General features: G+C 65.2%; 13 protein-coding genes. 9 read left to right on the forward strand and 4 right to left on the reverse strand.

Translation table 11 applies throughout. From position 1 onward, the window contains the following. Nucleotides 1-137: 137 nt before the first annotated feature. Nucleotides 138-1,910 carry a DEAD/DEAH box helicase gene (locus GPT34_RS09715; RefSeq protein ID WP_291011576.1) on the reverse strand — a complete coding sequence of 591 codons (1,773 nt, stop codon included), beginning with the start codon at nt 1,908-1,910 and terminating at the stop codon, nt 138-140. 333 nt (nt 1,911-2,243) lie between these two features. Between GPT34_RS09715 and GPT34_RS09720 the strand changes: the two genes are divergently transcribed. From GPT34_RS09720 to GPT34_RS09735, 4 genes are all read left to right on the forward strand, one after another. Further along, the gene (locus GPT34_RS09720) at nt 2,244-4,415 is read left to right on the forward strand and encodes a DUF1631 family protein (protein ID WP_291011579.1); all 2,172 of its coding nucleotides are present in this window, start codon (nt 2,244-2,246) and stop codon (nt 4,413-4,415) included. A gap of 246 nt (nt 4,416-4,661) precedes the next feature. Further along, nucleotides 4,662-6,323 carry an energy-dependent translational throttle protein EttA gene (gene ettA / locus GPT34_RS09725; RefSeq protein WP_291011582.1) on the forward strand — a complete coding sequence of 554 codons (1,662 nt, stop codon included), beginning with the start codon at nt 4,662-4,664 and terminating at the stop codon, nt 6,321-6,323. 158 nt (nt 6,324-6,481) lie between these two features. Beyond that, nucleotides 6,482-7,000 carry a DUF1415 domain-containing protein gene (locus GPT34_RS09730; RefSeq protein ID WP_291011614.1) on the forward strand — a complete coding sequence of 173 codons (519 nt, stop codon included), beginning with the start codon at nt 6,482-6,484 and terminating at the stop codon, nt 6,998-7,000. Between the two features lie 102 nt (nt 7,001-7,102). Then, the gene (locus tag GPT34_RS09735) at nt 7,103-9,160 is read left to right on the forward strand and encodes a DUF1631 family protein (protein ID WP_291011584.1); all 2,058 of its coding nucleotides are present in this window, start codon (nt 7,103-7,105) and stop codon (nt 9,158-9,160) included. 15 nt (nt 9,161-9,175) lie between these two features. Here GPT34_RS09735 and GPT34_RS09740 read toward each other — a convergent pair whose 3' ends face one another. From GPT34_RS09740 to GPT34_RS09750, 3 genes are read right to left on the reverse strand one after another with little or no spacing between them, the layout of a single operon-like run. Continuing rightward, nucleotides 9,176-10,504 carry a TAXI family TRAP transporter solute-binding subunit gene (locus GPT34_RS09740; RefSeq protein WP_291011586.1) on the reverse strand — a complete coding sequence of 443 codons (1,329 nt, stop codon included), beginning with the start codon at nt 10,502-10,504 and terminating at the stop codon, nt 9,176-9,178. A 30-nt stretch (nt 10,505-10,534) separates the two neighbouring features. Beyond that, entirely contained in the window at nt 10,535-11,926 is a 1,392-nt protein-coding gene (locus tag GPT34_RS09745) for a heavy metal sensor histidine kinase (protein WP_291011589.1), read from the reverse strand. Continuing rightward, nucleotides 11,923-12,609 carry a heavy metal response regulator transcription factor gene (locus GPT34_RS09750; RefSeq protein WP_291011591.1) on the reverse strand — a complete coding sequence of 229 codons (687 nt, stop codon included), beginning with the start codon at nt 12,607-12,609 and terminating at the stop codon, nt 11,923-11,925. The genes GPT34_RS09745 and GPT34_RS09750 overlap by 4 nt, the downstream gene beginning before the upstream one ends. A 101-nt stretch (nt 12,610-12,710) precedes the next feature. Between GPT34_RS09750 and GPT34_RS09755 the strand changes: the two genes are divergently transcribed. The 5 genes from GPT34_RS09755 (at nt 12,711) to GPT34_RS09775 (ending at nt 16,775) form a co-directional block, all read left to right on the forward strand. Further along, on the forward strand, nt 12,711-13,859 hold the full coding sequence (locus GPT34_RS09755; protein WP_291011594.1) for a hypothetical protein: 1,149 nt from the start codon (nt 12,711-12,713) through the stop codon (nt 13,857-13,859). Between the two features lie 16 nt (nt 13,860-13,875). Further along, nucleotides 13,876-15,315: a copper oxidase gene (locus tag GPT34_RS09760; protein WP_291011597.1), complete on the forward strand. Its 1,440-nt coding sequence runs from the start codon at nt 13,876-13,878 to the stop codon at nt 15,313-15,315. A 70-nt stretch (nt 15,316-15,385) separates the two neighbouring features. Beyond that, complete coding sequence (locus GPT34_RS09765; RefSeq protein ID WP_291011600.1) at nt 15,386-15,895, forward strand: cupredoxin family protein; 510 nt, start codon at nt 15,386-15,388, stop codon at nt 15,893-15,895. Continuing rightward, a complete protein-coding gene (locus GPT34_RS09770) occupies nt 15,895-16,395 on the forward strand; it encodes a DUF411 domain-containing protein (RefSeq protein ID WP_291011617.1) in 501 nt (166 codons plus the stop codon). The genes GPT34_RS09765 and GPT34_RS09770 overlap by 1 nt, the downstream gene beginning before the upstream one ends. A gap of 11 nt (nt 16,396-16,406) precedes the next feature. Continuing rightward, the gene (locus GPT34_RS09775; RefSeq protein ID WP_291011602.1) at nt 16,407-16,775 is read left to right on the forward strand and encodes a copper-binding protein; all 369 of its coding nucleotides are present in this window, start codon (nt 16,407-16,409) and stop codon (nt 16,773-16,775) included. Nucleotides 16,776-16,848 lie beyond the last annotated feature (73 nt).

Consider the following 16,848-nt stretch of genomic DNA (forward strand, 5'->3'; position numbering starts at 1 on the left):
GAACTCCTAGGGAACGTTGTGTGCCCAGGAACAACCTTGTTCCTGCGACGAAGTGAATTCTTGAGTGGCCAACTTAGCCTGTTCTTAGGCGAAAAAAAGCGGACCGAAGTCCGCTTTTTTCCTGGCGTGTTCGCGTTTCAGCGAATGCGACCGAAACTGGTGCGCAGTGGATCGGCGGCACCGCCACCACCACCGCCGCCACCCTTGCCGCGACCACCGCCGCCGCCACCACCGCCCTTGCCGCGGTTGCCACCGCCGCGCATCGAGTCGATGCTGGTACGCAGGGGGTCGGGCTGGCCGCCCGGTGCAGCGCTGCGAGGACGTGGTTCGCGGATGCGCAGGCTGCCCAGGTGGGCATTGGGTCCAGGCTGGCGCTCTTCGCGTGGCTCACGGTCTTCGCGCGGACCACGGTCTTCACGCGGCGCACGCTCGGCGCGCGGCTCGGTGTGGCGAGGCTGGCCGTGATTGGGACGGTTGCCGCCACCGCTATTGCGGCCACCGGCGCGCCGGCCTTCGCCGCGAGGCGCCTGGCGCTCGCCATCGGCACGGGGCTGACCATCACCACCGCTGGCAGGCCGCTGGCGCTGACGCTGACCACCACCCCCGTTGCCACCACCCTCGGTGGCTTTCTTTTCGCGCACCCGCTGCAACATCTCGGTACGAGCTGACTTGGCCGCCGCCGCCATGACTTCGCGGCTGGGCGGCTTGCCCGCGCCACCCCAGATGGTCTGGCGACCCATGGCGATGGGCTCGGGCTTCTCGCCCGGCTCGGGCATGAACTCCGGGAAGATCTGCACCGGAATCTGCTGTTTGGTGAAGCGCTCGATATCCATCATGAAGCCTTCTTCGTCCAGGCTCACCAAGTTGACCGCTTCGCCGCTCTTGCCGGCTCGACCGGTGCGCCCGATGCGGTGCACATAGTCTTCAGAGACGTTGGGGATTTCGTAGTTCACCACGTGTGGCAACTCATCGATGTCGATGCCGCGCGCCGCGATGTCTGTGGCCACCAGGGCGCGAATGTCTCCGCTCTTGAAGCCGGCCAGCGCCTGGGTGCGGGCACCCTGGCTCTTGTTCCCGTGCAGCGCCATAGCCTGAATGCCGTTCTTGGTCAGGAACTCGGCCACGTTGTTGGCGCCGAACTTGGTGCGGGTGAATACCAGCACCTGGCTCCAGTTGTGCTGGTTGATGATGTGCGCCAGCAGTGCTTTTTTCTTGCCGCGACCCACCGGGTGGATCACTTGGGTGATGCGCTGCACGGTGGTGTTGCGCGGTGTCACCTGGATGCTCAGCGGATCCTTGAGCAGGTTGTTAGCCAAGTCGCGGATCTCGTCGCTGAAGGTGGCTGAAAACAGCAGGCTTTGCTTGTCCTTGGGTACCAGGGCCAGGATCTTCTTCACGTCATGGATGAAACCCATGTCGAGCATGCGGTCGGCTTCGTCGAGCACCAGCATCTGCACGGCGGAGAGGTCGAGAAAACCTTGCTGCTGCAGGTCGAGCAGGCGACCGGGCGTGGCCACCAGGATATCGACACCGCGCTTCATGGCGTTGATTTGCGGGTTCATGCCGACGCCACCAAACACCACGGTGGAGCTGAGATCCACGTGCTTGCCGTAGGTGCGCACGGATTCCTCGACCTGGGCCGCGAGCTCGCGCGTTGGGGTGAGCACCAAAGCCCGTATGCCGATGCCGCCAAATTTGCTCTTGCTGCGCTCGCTCTCGCTCAGGCGCTGCAGCATGGGCAGGGTGAAGGCGGCAGTCTTGCCGGTGCCCGTCTGGGCGCCACCGAGCAGGTCGCGCCCGGCCAGCACGGCCGGGATGGCCTCGATCTGGATGGGGGTGGGGGTCTCATAGCCGTGCTCGCGCACTGCCTGGACAATGGCCGGGGCCAGATTCAAATCGTCAAAAGTCATTTAGTTGTGGCGCCCTTCCTGGGCGCTGGGGGCATCTGCCCGTTCGAATGCCAAGGCATCCGCTCAGTAGAAGGCAGACAGGGGTCAGACAGTGGATCGGTGCGCCCCAGTCGGTGTGGCGCTGATCCTCCAGCAGGCTGCTGGTGTTGCGAGTCACTGAAGCAGCGCAACGGCCATATTGTCGCACGTCTGCGCCAACGACCGGTCAGACGGTCAGGCAGGGAAAAACCCCTCACCACTTCCATAATGGTGTAGGGCTGCTTCGCGACACTTTGCTTAACGCCCTGACTTCCCCCTTCTGATGCCGACCGACTGGCCCCTTCCATTGCCCTGATGAAGACCCCGATGATGCTGCGCCTGGGCGTGGCCAACGACATGAGCCGTCTGCGACCTTCGTTGCAGGACTGCCTGGAATCGGTGCTGTCCGTCTCGGATTCGATGGTCGAGGACCTGCTCGAAGGCCTGAACGCGTCGATCAATCCCGATCACGCGGGCCAGATGAGCCGCACCCACGGCCGGTTGGACCCCGCGCTGGTGAGGCGGCTCGTGGCTCAGGAGGACGCCCTCAAGCGCACCTGGCACGAAGAGCTGCGCCGTGCGCTCTACCACGGCGGCGAGATGGATGCGGTGGGCCGTTCGCCGGTGCGCTTTGACGATTTACGCCTGCTTGATGAGCAGCAGATCGACGCCACCATTGGCTTCGCGCTGGCCGAACAAGAGCTCACGCGGGTCAGCGCCGACCTGTTGCCCCGCCTCAATGCCCTCGTCAGCAGCTTGCTGGGCTGGCTCACCGTACAGGGCGACCTCAACCCCCTCAAACCCGCAGCTTTCGCTCGCGCCCTGCGCGCCGTGCTGGTGCAGCATGTGCCTGATGTCGCGCAGCGTACCGCGCTCTTTCCTCCGGCCGCCGGCGCCTTGGGCGAGAGCTTGCGTCAGGTCTACCGCGAGCTGACCCAGTGGTTGCTGGTGCACGGGGTGGAGCCACTGGAGAGCCCGGCCACGCGGCTGCGCCGTGAGCACGTGCCTCGCGGCGCCGTCGGGCTCACCCTGCTGACGCTGGGTCGTTTGCGCCAACTGCTGGCCGGCGATCTGGAGCGGCCGGCGCTGGATGGCGGCAGCCACGAGTTCCTGCACACCGTGCCCTTGTCCATGACGGCCCTGGAAGACATGGACATGGTCGAGCCTTTGATCCAGCGCCTGCGCCAGCGGGCCAGCCCGTCACCGGATTCCGCGCCGCCCGAGCTGCCCATCGTCGAAGAACAGCACCTCGGGCGCCTGCTGGGCCAGGAGGTGGTGCGCCTGATGCTCGACAACCTGACGCAGGACGAGCGCCTGCTGCCCGCGATCCGCCAGCAGATTGGTCTGCTGGAGCCGGTGCTGGTGAAGCTGTCACACGCCGATCCGCGGTTCTTCAGCGAGCGCCAGCACCCGGCGCGCCAGCTGCTCGAAGCCATCACCCAGCGCAGCCTGGGGTACCTGAGCCAGAGCGATGAAGGCTTTGCCGAGCTCAGGCGCTCTGTGGTTGGCGCGGTCAAGGCGATCAACAGCGCACCGGCCACCGAGGAGGTGTTTGCCCGCCTGCTGCGCCGGCTGCGCCGCCGGTGGGACGAGGACGACACGCGAAAGAACCAGATGCGCACTGAGGCGGCGCGCGCCTTGCTGCACGCCGAGCAGCGCCACCTGCTGGCCGAGCGGCTGGCCAAGGAATTCCAGCATCGGCTGGCTGAAAAAGACGTGCCCGACTTTGTGGTGGATTTCCTGTGCCGACCCTGGGCGCAAGCGGTCGCCGAGTCGCAGCTCTGCGGCGAGCTCAGCGGGACCGATGGCCCGCCGATTGCCTCCGTGGCCGATGAGCTGATCTGGAGCGCCCAGGCTTCGCTGATCCGCCGCGACCGCAGCCGCCTGGTCAAGCTGGTGCCGCGCCTGCTGAGCCAGTTGCGACAGGGACTGCAGCTCATCGACTACCCAGCCGACCGCACCGCGCAGTTTTTTGACGCGCTGGTGGCCCTGCAGGAGCAGGCCTTCGACACGCCCACTCCCGTGGCGGCGCCGGCTCCCCCCACGCTCATGGCCGTGGTCCCGACGCTGGTGGAGCGAGTGGACGCGGCGCCAGCGCCAGTGCCGCAGGACGAAGCGGGCAAAGGTTTCTGGATGGCAGGCCAGGAAGCCATGGACGCGGGCTACGTGTCGGACGAATCGGGTCCGATGCCACTGGAGCCGTTGCAGTCTGCCTCCACCGATCTGCTGCCCGGTGCATGGGTCGACCTGCTGATCGAAGGCGGCTGGGTTCGCGCCCAGCTCACCTGGGCCAGCCCGCACGGCACGCTGTTCATGTTCATATCCACCCGCGGCCTGGCGCATTCCATGACCCGGCGCACCCTCAAGCGGCTGCTGAACAACGAGGTGCTGCGCGTGATCTCGCGCGGTGATGTGGTCGAAGGTGCGCTCGACGCGGTGGCACAGGCCGCCTTGCGCAATGTCGGCGAACCAGACAGCCTGAGCTGACGCTGGGCCGCCCACTTCTGCGCGCCTGATAGGGAAACGTAGAGGCAGGGGATAATGGGGGTTTTGGCTGCCATAGCCACCGGTCGATCAGACTAGGCCCCGCAGGCGGACATCTCCGCCAGACGCCGTTTCCTTGACCACCCCAGTACCGAATCAGCAATGGCTCAATACGTTTTGGTGGCATGGCGCTGTGTCTGCTGACGCATTCGCCTCCGTTCCCTTCGCTCACTAAGATTTTTTTCACAAATGGCTCAATACGTTTTCTCCATGAACCGGGTCGGCAAGATCGTGCCGCCCAAGCGACAAATCCTGAAGGATATTTCCTTGTCCTTCTTCCCTGGCGCCAAGATCGGCGTGCTGGGAACCAACGGCTCGGGCAAGTCCACGTTGCTCAAGATCATGGCCGGTATTGACACCGAGATCGAGGGCGAAGCGATTCCGATGCCGGGTATCCGCATCGGCTACTTGCCGCAGGAGCCTCAGCTCAACCCCGAGCAAAATGTGCGCGAGGCGGTGGAAGAAAGCCTGGGCGAGGTGCGCGCAGCGCAAAAGCGGCTGGATGAGGTGTACGCTGCCTACGCCGAAGAAGATGCCGATTTTGATGCGCTCGCCGCTGAGCAAGCGCAGCTTGAAGCCATCATTTCGACCGCCGGAACCGACAGCGAACACCAGATCGAAATCGCCGCCGATGCGCTGCGCCTGCCGCCTTGGGACGCCAAGGTGGGTGTGCTGTCCGGTGGCGAGAAGCGCCGTGTGGCGCTTTGCTGCCTTCTGCTCTCCAAGCCCGACATGCTGCTGCTCGATGAGCCAACCAACCACTTGGACGCCGAGTCGGTGGACTGGCTGGAACAGTTCCTGGCGCGCTTCCCTGGCACTGTCGTCGCCATCACCCACGACCGCTACTTCCTCGACAACGCCGCTGAGTGGATTTTGGAACTCGACCGTGGCAGCGGCCACCCCTACAAAGGCAACTACTCCAGCTGGCTGGAGCAAAAGGAAGCCCGTCTGGAGCAGGAAAACCGCACCGAGGATGCTCGCTCCAAGGCGATGAAAAAAGAGCTGGAGTGGGTGCGCCAGAACCCCAAGGGTCGCCAGGCCAAGAGCAAGGCGCGTCTGGCGCGCTTTGAAGAGCTGAGCGATGTCGACTACCAGAAGCGCAACGAAACCAACGAAATCTTCATCCCGGTGGCTGAGCGCCTGGGCAACGAGGTGATTGAATTCAAGAACGTCACCAAGAGCTTCGGCGACCGCGTGCTGATCGACAACCTGAGCTTCCAGATTCCGGCCGGTGCCATCGTCGGCATCATTGGCCCCAACGGTGCGGGCAAGTCCACGCTGTTCAAGCTGATCAGCGGCAAAGAGCAGCCCGACAGCGGCGAGGTCAAGATTGGCCAGACGGTCAAGATGGCAGTGGTCGATCAGAGCCGCGAAGACCTGGCGAATGAAAAAACCGTGTGGCAAGACATCTCCGGTGGGCTCGACATGATCACGGTCGGCAAGTTCCAGATGCCCAGTCGCGCTTACTGCGGCCGCTTCAACTTCTCCGGCGGCGACCAGCAGAAACGAGTGGGTAGCCTGTCGGGCGGTGAGCGCGGTCGCCTGCACCTGGCCAAGACCCTGGCCGAGGGTGGCAACGTGTTGCTGCTGGACGAGCCGTCGAACGACCTCGACGTGGAAACCCTTCGCGCGCTGGAAGAGGCGCTGCTCGAGTTCGCGGGTTGTGCTCTGGTGATCAGCCACGACCGCTGGTTCCTTGACCGCATCGCCACCCACATCCTGGCCGCCGAAGGCGACAGTCAGTGGACCTTCTTCAACGGCAACTACCAGGAGTACGAGGCCGACAAGAAGAAGCGCCTGGGCGAAGAGGGCGCGAAGCCGAAGCGCGCGCGATTCAAGAGCCTGGCTTGAGATTGACTCACCCCCGCGCCGCGCCTGCGGCGAGGCACCTCCTCAAGGTGGCGATGCTTGTGGCCCGGCAAAGCCGGTTCCACGGCATCCTGGGTTGAACCTACTATTGCTTCGGAAAGATTCTTTTGGAACTGACTGACGAACAGGTTCTGGCCGATATGCGCCGATGGATCGAGCGGGCAGTGATCGGGCTCAATCTGTGCCCGTTTGCACGCGCGGTGTATGTGAAGAACCAGGTGCGCATCGTGGTCAGCCGCGCGCGGCATCTGGATGCGTTTCTGGACGAGCTCGATGCCGAGCTGGGGCTGCTGAAGACCACCCCGGCCGAACAGATCGATACCACCCTGCTGGTGCACCCTTCGCTGTTTCCCGACTTTGCCGTCTTCAACGATTTCCTCGGCGTGGTCGATGACGTGGTCACCGAGCACGAACTCGATGGGGTAATCCAGGTGGCGAGCTTCCACCCGGCCTACCAGTTTGACGGCACCGATCCTGACGACATCACCAACGCGACCAACCGCGCACCTTATCCCGCGCTGCATCTGCTGCGTGAAGACAGCGTAGAACGCGCCGTGGCCAGCGAGGGCGGGGATGCCGACGCGATCGTGGAGCGTAACCTGGCTACCTTGCGCGCCCTGGGGCCAGACGGCTGGCGCGAGTTGCTCTCGAAGCCCTGAACTGGCCGGTTTTTGGCCCCATTTCGGCGCTTTGCGCCGGGACGGGCTGCTCACAATGGGAAGCAGGTTCCACCTTGCCCCTCGTGGGTTCACCCGCCAGCCATGACCGCCCGCATCGACACCCCCTTGCAAGCCTGCCTGGCCGAGGCATTGGTGCTGGCGCGCGGCTGGATTCCAAGCTGGCTGGACCAGACGCAGACCGCGCTGGCTCAACGCGAGGCAACCGCCCGCCACGGACATGAAAAACACAGTCTTGGGCAGGCGCGCAGTGCATTGATGACGCACCGCGCCCTCCTCAGCCAACGCCTTTTGGATGCGCTGCGCGATGGCCTGGAGCAGGCCGAGCCCCCTGTACTGAGCGCTGCGCCAGCCGCTCGCCAGCTCAACTCGCTGAGCTTCGACGAACTGGAGCTGATGGGTGATGACCAGATGCAGCAGTCGGTGAACCTGACGCGTGTGCAGCAAATCATCAAGCTTGAAGCGGCCGACGAGCTGGCAGCCTTCAGCGCCCGGTTGAGCCGCGCGCAAGGCTTTGAGGTGCTGCGCGCCGACGCTAACCCCCTGCGACCTGAGGCGGTGGTGACCGCGCTGGTGGCTGCGCTGGACACCTTGCATGTGTCTGATGTCATCCGGTCGCATTGGCTCGCAGCGAGTGCAGCTCCGCTGGGACAACGGCTCTCGGACTTCTACCAACAGCTCGAACAGTGGCTGGACCGTCAAGGCGTTGCCCCCGCAGGCTACGTGGTGATCCAGTCGCCCGCGCCGCGCAAGGCCCAGCGCGTCAGCGCCGCCGGCTCCACGGTGGATGCCATGCCTGTCGAAGCCCTGTCAGATTTGCACGCGCTGCTGCCTCTTGATCGGCTGCACCATTTACTGGCGGGCAACCTGGCCCAGGCTGGCGCTGCCGTGTCCGATCAGGGCCGATCGGGTTCGGGCAACGCCATGGTCCGCACCCTGGCCGGCGAGTTGGTCAACCGCCTGCTGAGCGAGGCCGTCGACGAGCCGCGCCTGCTGCCCTCGGTACGCGACATGGTGCAGCAGCTCAAGGCGCCGCTGCAACAGCTCGCACGCACCGACCCCCGTTTTTTCGCTGATCGGCAGAACCCGGCGCGCCGGCTGCTGGACAGCATCACGACCCGAGGCTTGGCGTTTGCCACCGAGCAAGACGCTGGCTTCCAAGCCTTTGCAAGCTCGCTGTTGGCTGTGGTGCGCTCCCTTCAAGCGCCAGGGCACCGCTTGCCAGCTCTGTTGTCCGCCGCCATCGGGCACTTGCCGCTCGCTGTCGAGCCCGAAGCGCTGATGCCCCCAGTCCCGGCTCAGCCACGCCAGGTGCAAGTGACCCAGCGCAACGGGCTCGCCGAGCAACTCGCGGCTGAGTTTCAGGCGCGCGACGACTTTGCGCGCGCACCAGGCGTGGTGCGGCGCTTTGTCACCGGTCCCTGGGCTCAGGTGGTGGCCCATGCGCGGCTGAGCCTGGACGTCACCGACAGCCCGCTGACCTCGGATGCACCGGTGCTGCGCTACATCGACGTGCTGACCGATCTGCTGTGGTCCAGCCAGCTGGTGCTGGCCAGCCGCAACCGGCCGCGCCTGATCAAGGTGGTGCCCAACGTGTTGCGCACCTTGCGCGAAGGGCTGGACACCATCGACTACCCGCGTCCAAGGGCCGAGGCGTTTTTCCACACCTTGCTGGGACTGCAGGATGCGGCCTACCGCACGCAGCACAGCGTGGACCTGGTTCATGAATCAGCGTGGGCCGATGCCGGCCGAAGTGCCCAGTCGGGTGGCGTTAGCCACAGCATTCAGGTGCGCCCGAGCGAGTCTCAGGACAGTGGTCAGTTTGTCGACAGTGCGTTCCACACGCCGCCCGATTTTGTCGACACCGAACCGGTGACCAGCGACTGGCTTGCCCTCAACGGGCGAGAGCCACTGCCGGTGGCCGACGGGTTGTCCGTGGGAGCCTGGGTGGATCTACATGAGTCTGGCCGCACCATGCGTTGCCAGCTGAACTGGGCTAGCCCGCACGGTCGCCTGTTTCAGTTCGCTGCGCCACAAGGCCGCTCGATCTCGCTCAGCAGGACCGGGCTGCAGCGTTTGCACACCGCAGGCCGGCTGCGGCTGGTGACCGGCGCGCCCGATCCGATGGCACTGCGGCACTGAGCGGCGCTGCCGCGGTCAGACTTTTCGCAGCAACTTCTTGCGCACCAGACCGATGTTGCTGCGCAGCGCGTAGAGCTCGTCGGTGTACGAAAGCGGCACCACCACTTTCTCCACCTTGCTCTCCATCGCGTCGAGCTGATCCAGCAGCGGCTGGATAGGCTGCTCGCTGCCATTCTCATGGCTTTGCTCGATGTCGCGCAGCTCCGCATACCAGCGGAACACGCGTGAGCGGATGCGAAAACTGTAGAGCGGTGGCACGATGCGCGAGAGAGGCAGCGCCAACGCAATGATCAGGCCCATGGCCAGCCACATGCGCTCGACCAGATTGGCCAGCCAGAACGGCAGGTAGCGTTGCAGAAAGGGGGGGCCGTTGCGGATGGCGCGCACCGCCTCGGGCGACAGGGGCACCTCGCTGTGCTCCAGACTGGGGTATTCGCCGGCCCGGCTGAACCAGCTCGAGCCGCCATGCAGGTTGACGGCGGTCTGGGCAAACAGCTGCAGGATGGCCGGGTGCGTCTTGGCGCTGGCCAGCAGGCTGGTGGTCGAGGCCACCAGCCGCATGTCACGCTCAGGGATGTTGTTGGCCAGGTCCACCACGCCCTGTGGCATCACCACCGGGGTGAGGTAGCCAAAGCGCCGCGAGTACGCCTCGCTCTGGGCAAAGTCGAGCAGATTCACACCCGGCGACTGCAGCAGCATCTGCACCATGAGCGACTCGGGTGCAGAGGCGAACACCACGGCGTCGAGCTGGCCATTCAGAAAGTCGACGGTCGCGGGCGTTTGCGCCAGTTCGCTCAGCTGGACCTCGTCCTTGTTGATGCGGTTGACGTCCAGCAAGGTGGAGAACAGGCGCGGCACGCCGCTGCCAGTCGTGCCCACGTTGACGCGCCAGGACTTGAGGTCGGCCAGGTTGTCGATGGTGCTCGTCTGATCCAGCTTCTTCGCGGCGTCCTCGCGGTAGAACAGCCACAGCGGTTCCACAAACAGGCTGCCCAGCGAGACGATGGTATCTTCCTCGTCGTAGCCGATGTCAGCTGTACCGCCTTGCACAAAGCCCAGGTCGGCCTTGCCGCTGCGGATCAGCTCCAGGTTGTCCGACGATCCCTCAGAGGGGAGGAGCTGTACTGTGATGCCGTAGCGGGCCAACGCCTCGGCGTAGCGTTTGCCGAACTCGTCGTAAGCGCTCTGGTCAGGGCCGGTGGCCAGCACCACCCGCTTGGGCGGATTCGGGTCGAGCCACCAGTAAGCCAGCGCCAGCAGCAGCACCGTGAGCAACGCAAACGGTCCAAACGAAACGGCCAGGTCGCGGATGGACAGCAAGGTGTATCGGATACCGGTGGTCATGGACGCTACGTTAGCACGCGCTTGGTGCCCTCAGCCGACTGGAAACTGCAGGCAAAAGCGGGTCTTGTCCGACTGCGACTCCACGCTCACCGAGCCCCCATGGGCCTCCATGATGGCGTGGGTGATGGCCAGACCCAGACCGGTGCCCTCGGCGCCGAGATGGACGCGCGATTTGTCCACCCGGTAGAAGCGGTCGAACAGGCGCGGCAGGTGTTCGGCCGCGATCGAGGGGCCGGTATTTTCCACACAAAGGCAGGGCTGGCCGCGTGTCTGGCTCAGGCGCACGGCTACGCGCGAACTCGGCGGCGCGTGGCGGATGGCATTCGAGAGCAGGTTGCTGATGGCGCGACGCAGCATCAGCTTGTCGCCCGTCACCGTCGCGTCCCCCTCCAGCACCAGACTGATGCCTTTGTCGTCGGCCACCACATCGTAAAAATCAAACAGCCCCTGCACCTCCTCGCGCAGGCGGATCGATTCGCGGTGTGGCAGCGCCAGACCGTGCTCGGTCTTGGCCAGCAGCAGCATGTCGGACACCATACGGCCCAGGCGCTGGAACTCCTCGGCGTTCGACGCCAGCGTGTCGCGGTAGGCAGGCGCATCGCGCTGCTGCGCCAGCGTGACCTGGGTCTGGGTCAGCAGGTTGCTGATGGGGGTGCGAAGCTCGTGCGCCAGATCACTGGAAAATTCCGACAGGCGCTGGAAGTCGCGCTGCAGCCGCTCCAGCATGGTGTTGAGCTCGGCGGCGAGCTCGGCCATCTCCACCGGCACGCTGGACACCTGCATGCGCTCGTCGAGCTGGTGGGCCGTTACCCGCCGGGCGCGCTCGCGCATGTCGCGCAGCGGCGCCAGGCCGCGCCGCGCGGCCCACCAAGCCAGCAGACCGCTGACCAGCGCTGCGACCACCAGGTAGACCATGAGGCTGCGCTGCAGCTCCTCCATGAAGTGGGTGTGGTGGTGCGTGTCCATGGCCAGCAGCAGGCGCAGCCCCGGCGCGCTGTCGCCGCCCATGAACGGCGGCGCTGGCAAGGCCACTGCCGCGCCGCGCAGCATGGCGCCGTCCCAGGTCCAGTCGGTCGGCTGCAGGCTGCCCGGGGCGGACATCAGCTCGGCCGGGAAGGTCTCGGCGGCTTGTCCGTACAGGGTCTGCTGTGTTTGCTCCAGCCGCACATACAGACCAGTGTGGCTTTGCAGCAGTTCCTCCAGCCGCTGCGACAGCTCGCCAAGGTCGGTGCTGCTGGCCACCACCTGGCGCACCAAGGCGGCCTTGTCAGCCAGGTAGTCGCGATCCAGATCGACAAAGTGGGCCTGGTTGGCCAGTGTCACCAGCGCGCCCAGCCCGCACAGTACGGCCAGCGAAACGGCGCTGTAGAGGAGAGTGAGCCGAGCGGTGAGCGTCAGGCGCAGACCCCGCCGTGCGCTCATGCGCCAGCCTCCGGGATCTCCATCACGTAGCCCATGCCGCGCACAGTGTGAATGAGGCGTGGCTCAAACCCCTCGTCCACCTTGGTGCGCAGTCGGCGCACCGCCACATCGATCACGTTGGTGTCGCTGTCAAAGTTCAGGTCCCAGACCTGGGAGGCGATCAGTGAGCGCGGCAGCACCTCGCCCTGGCGCCGCATCAACAATTCCAGCAGGCCAAACTCCTTGGCGGTGAGGTCGATGCGCCGCCCGGCTCTCGTGATGCGCCGGCGCAGCAGGTCGAGCTCCAGGTCTGCCAGGTGCAGGCTGGTCAGCTCCTGCCCAGGGCGGCCACGGCGCAAGATCACCCGCACCCGCGCCAGCAGCTCGGCAAAGGAAAATGGCTTGACCAGGTAGTCGTCGGCCCCCAGCTCAAGGCCGTGTACCCGGTCCTCTACCTGGTCGCGCGCGGTGAGGAACAGCACCGGCATCTGGCGACCCATGCTGCGCAGGCCTTTGAGCACCTGCCAGCCGTCGAGCTCTGGCAGCATCACATCGAGGATCACCAGGTCGTGCTGGCCTTCGAGCGCCATGTGCAGGCCGTCGTTGCCACGGGTGGCGAGGTCCACCACAAAGCCGGCCTCGCGCAGCCCCTGGCGCAGGTACTCGCCGGTTTTGGGTTCGTCTTCGACGATCAGGATGTTCACGGCCCGTAGTGTGCCCGCTCACGCACCACCCCAACCCAACATGACAGATTTGTCATGTTGCCGACAGGCACCTGTGGGGCTGCAGCCATGACACTGGCCCCATGTCCAAAAAACGCCTCTTGCCTGTCCATACGAGCCGCCCACCCCGGGGGGGGCTCGGTCACATTGCGCTCGCGTTGCTGCTGCCTTTGAGCGCCTGGTCTCAGACGGCCACTGCGCCGCCCCAGGCCGGCATGGCCCCACCGCTGGTGGACTGGCGTGGCGCCAACGACGCCGTAGCCCAGTTCAAGCGCGGCCACATTGACCTGCTTAAGTGGGAAAGCGCCAACCTGCCCTCCGACTCGGCCACGCCAACCGCCGCACCCAACCTGATGCTCATGACGTCGGCCGACGCGGTGCGCCAGGCTTGGCGCGTGCACATCGACCTCAGGCGCACCCAGAGCCGCCTGGGCGTACTGGCGACTCAGCAGGTGGCCGACGGTCGCTTGGACACGATCGATCCCAGCCTGCAGCGGCGGGTCGAGGGTATGGAAGAACTGCTGGAAGTGGCGGCCGACGCCCGCAGGGGCTGGCTGAGCGCGGTCGCCGCACGCAAGGTGCTGCGCTTTCGAGAAGCGGCGCTCACCAGTGCCGAGGCAGGCGAAGAACTCGGCCGGCGCATGGTCAGCGTGGGCAACTGGAGCCCCCTGCAGGCCACGCCCTTCCAGCTGGCGCGCGCCTCGGCCCGCATGGCGCTGCAAAGCGCGCAGCTTGCGTCCATGAAAGCCGATGGCGCGCTGCTGCAACTGCTGCGCCTGAGCGGCACCGACACGCGCCTGGGACTGCCCGCCGATTTGCCCGAACTGCCCACTGAGACGCTGACCCGCGACACCTGGCAGCAGCGGCTGGCCGCGGTGCAGGCACATGTGCCCGGCATGGATGCGGTGCGCAACCGGGTCGCTTCCGAGACGGCCTTCGCGGTGCTCCAGACCAGCCATGCGATGGCGCGCGCCAGTCGAGGCGAGGTGCTCCAGTTGCGCAGCTTCATCACCGAGGAAACGGTGCTGCACTACAACGGCATGCTCAAGAGCGTGTGGGACCTGCTGGGCGAGGTCGGCAACCAGGCCAGTGCCGAGGTCGATGCCATCGAAGCGCAGCGCGATTTCTGGCTGGCCGAAACCGATCTGCAATGGACGCTGCAAGGTGGCGCCCCCACCAGCTTTGTGTCGCCCGGCGGCGGTGGCACTGAAGCAGCCGCTCCCGCCCACTGATTCAGGACCACCCGACATGACTTCTCCCAACACCCGACGACAGTTTTTCACCGGTGCGGCCGTCTCGCTGGCCAGCGTGGCTGTAGCCCGCTCGGCCCTCGCGGCCCTGCCCGAGCCGGTGATCCAGACCTCGGTCAACACCGCGCCGCCCTTGGTGCCTCAGACCGGTCGCCCCTACAACCCGGTGGTCACACTCAACGGTTGGACCTTGCCCTGGCGCATGAACAACAACGTCAAGGAATTCCACCTGGTGGCCGAGCCCGTGGTGCGCGAGGTCTCGCCCGGCTTCAAGGTCAACATGTGGGGCTACAACGGCCAGAGCCCGGGCCCAACCATTGAGGTGGTCGAAGGCGACCGCGTGCGCATTTACGTCACCAACAAGCTGCCCGAACACACTTCCATCCACTGGCACGGACAGCGCCTGCCCAACGGCATGGACGGCGTGACCGGGCTGAACCAGAAGGCGATTCCGGTCGGCAAGACCTATGTCTACGAATTCGTGGCGCGCCGACCCGGCACCTTCATGTACCACCCGCACGCCGACGAGATGGTACAGATGGCCATGGGCATGATGGGTTTCTGGGTTACGCACCCCAAGACCAAGAGCACGCAAATCAGCGAAGTGGACCGCGACTTCTGCTTTCTGCTCAACGCCTTTGACGTCGAGCCCGGTGCGCGCACACCGCAGATCAACACTATGCTGGACTTCAACATCTGGTGCTGGAACAGCCGGGTGTTCCCGGCCATCGACACGCTCAATGTGCGGTTGAACGACCGGGTGCGCATCCGCGTCGGCAACCTCACCATGACCAACCACCCGATCCACCTGCACGGCCACGAGTTTGAAGTGACCGGGACCGACGGAGGACCCACGCCGGCCGGCTCGCGCTGGCCCGAGGTGACCACCGATGTGGCGGTGGGCCAGATGCGCCAGATCGAGTTGCTTGCCGACGAGGAGGGCGACTGGGCGATGCACTGCCACAAGAGCCACCACACCATGAACGCCATGGGCCACGATGTGCCGACCATGATCGGTATCGACCACCGCGGCCTGGTGAACAAGATCAACAAGGTGGCGCCCGACTACATGGTGATGGGTGAGCGCGGCATGGCCGACATGGGCGAGATGGAGATGCAGATTCCCGACAACACCGCGCCCATGATGACTGGCTCCGGCCAGTACGGCTCGCTGGAGATGGGCGGTATGTTCACCGTGTTCAAGGTGCGCAAAGACCAAAAACCCGGCGACTACAGCGACCCGGGGTGGTATGCCCATCCACCCGGCACCTCGGCCTTTGAGTACACCGGCGCACTGGCCGAGCCGGCGCGCTTCCAGTCCGAGGTGAAGGCCGGCGGTCAACCTGTGACAGGGCTCAACAACCCGCCCGCCAAACCCATGGAAATGCCGTCGCCGGCGAATGCCCAGGCCGTCAAGCCCAAGGGCCACTCACATTGAGCCCCAGCCGATGGCGGTTGGGTCCGCCACGAACTTTTCCTTTGTCCCATCACTCTGAAAGCCTGTGCCCATGAACGCGCTTGTCACCCCCCTGCTGATGTCGCTGGCCCTTCTGGGCGCCTCTCCCGTGTGGGCCCATGGCGAAGAAACCCATGCCAAGAAGATCGGCCCCGTGGTTAAAGAACAAAAGGCCTGGGGCATTGCCGGCGATGCCAAGACTGTGAAACGCACCATCGCCATCCAGATGGGCGACAACATGCGCTTCACGCCGGCGAGCATCGAAGTCAACCAGGGCGACACAGTGCGCCTGACCCTCACCAACACCGGCCAGATGATGCACGAGCTCGTCATAGGCACGCAGAAGGAGCTGGCCGAACACGCGGCGCTCATGAAGCGCTTCCCCAACATGGAACACGAGGAGCCCTACATGGCCCACGTGGCACCGGGCAAGACCGGTGAGATCATCTGGACATTCAACCGACCCGGCGATTTTGACTTCGCCTGCCTTTTGCCTGGCCACTTCGAAGCTGGCATGGCGGGCAAAATTCTGGTCAAAGCCTCAACTGGAGCCAAGCAATGATGGACATAGTCACCACCCACACGGAACCCCGCGGCCTTCAACGCCGACAGCTCGCGGCGCTCGCGGCCGCTGCGTGGCTGCCCGGCTTGGCACTCGCGCAATCGGCCACGGCCCCCGCCGGTCCGCTGGTGCAGGTCTGGAAAGACCCGAACTGCGGCTGCTGCAAGGACTGGATGGCCTACCTGGAAACCAACGGCTTTCGCACCCAGGCTTTTGACACCGGCAACGGCGCGATTCGAGGCCGGCTTGGCATGCCGCAGAAATACGGCTCTTGCCACACCGCGTTGGTGGGTGGTTATGTGATCGAGGGGCACGTGCCGGCCCGCGAGATCCAGCGCCTTCTCAAGGAGAAGCCACAGGCACTGGGCCTGTCGGTGCCGCGCATGCCGGTCGGTTCGCCGGGCATGGACGGCCCCGAGTACGGCGGGCGCAAAGACCCCTACGACGTGTTGCTGGTCGCCAAAGACGGCAGCTCCACGGTTTTTCAAAGCTACACCTGAAGGAATCTCACATGAAATCGATCTCTACCCTGGCCCTGGCCACTGCGTTGTCCCTGCCGTTGGCCTTCACCCTGCCGGCTGCCGCCCAGACCACCGCGCCGGCCGCAGCAGTGTCCATGAGTGGCATGAACCACGCTGGCGGCATGAGCCACTCGGCCGAAATGGCCGAAGGCGAAATCCGCAAGGTCAGCAAAGACACCGGCAAGCTCACCATCAAGCACGGCCCGATCAAGAGCATGGACATGCCGCCGATGACCATGGTGTTCACCGCCAAGGATCCGGCCATGCTCGACAAGGTGGCGGTGGGCGACAAGGTGCGCTTTGCCGTCGCCGACGAAGGCGGCAAGATGCTGGTCACCGACATCCAGCTGGCCAAGTGATCCGTCGCCGTTGAGCCTGCGGACAGCGCTCAACGATGGACATCCTGGCGCACGGACTTTGGGCAGGCGCAGC

It is taken from the genome of Hydrogenophaga sp. (assembly GCF_011390835.1).
GTDB lineage: Bacteria > Pseudomonadota > Gammaproteobacteria > Burkholderiales > Burkholderiaceae_C > Hydrogenophaga.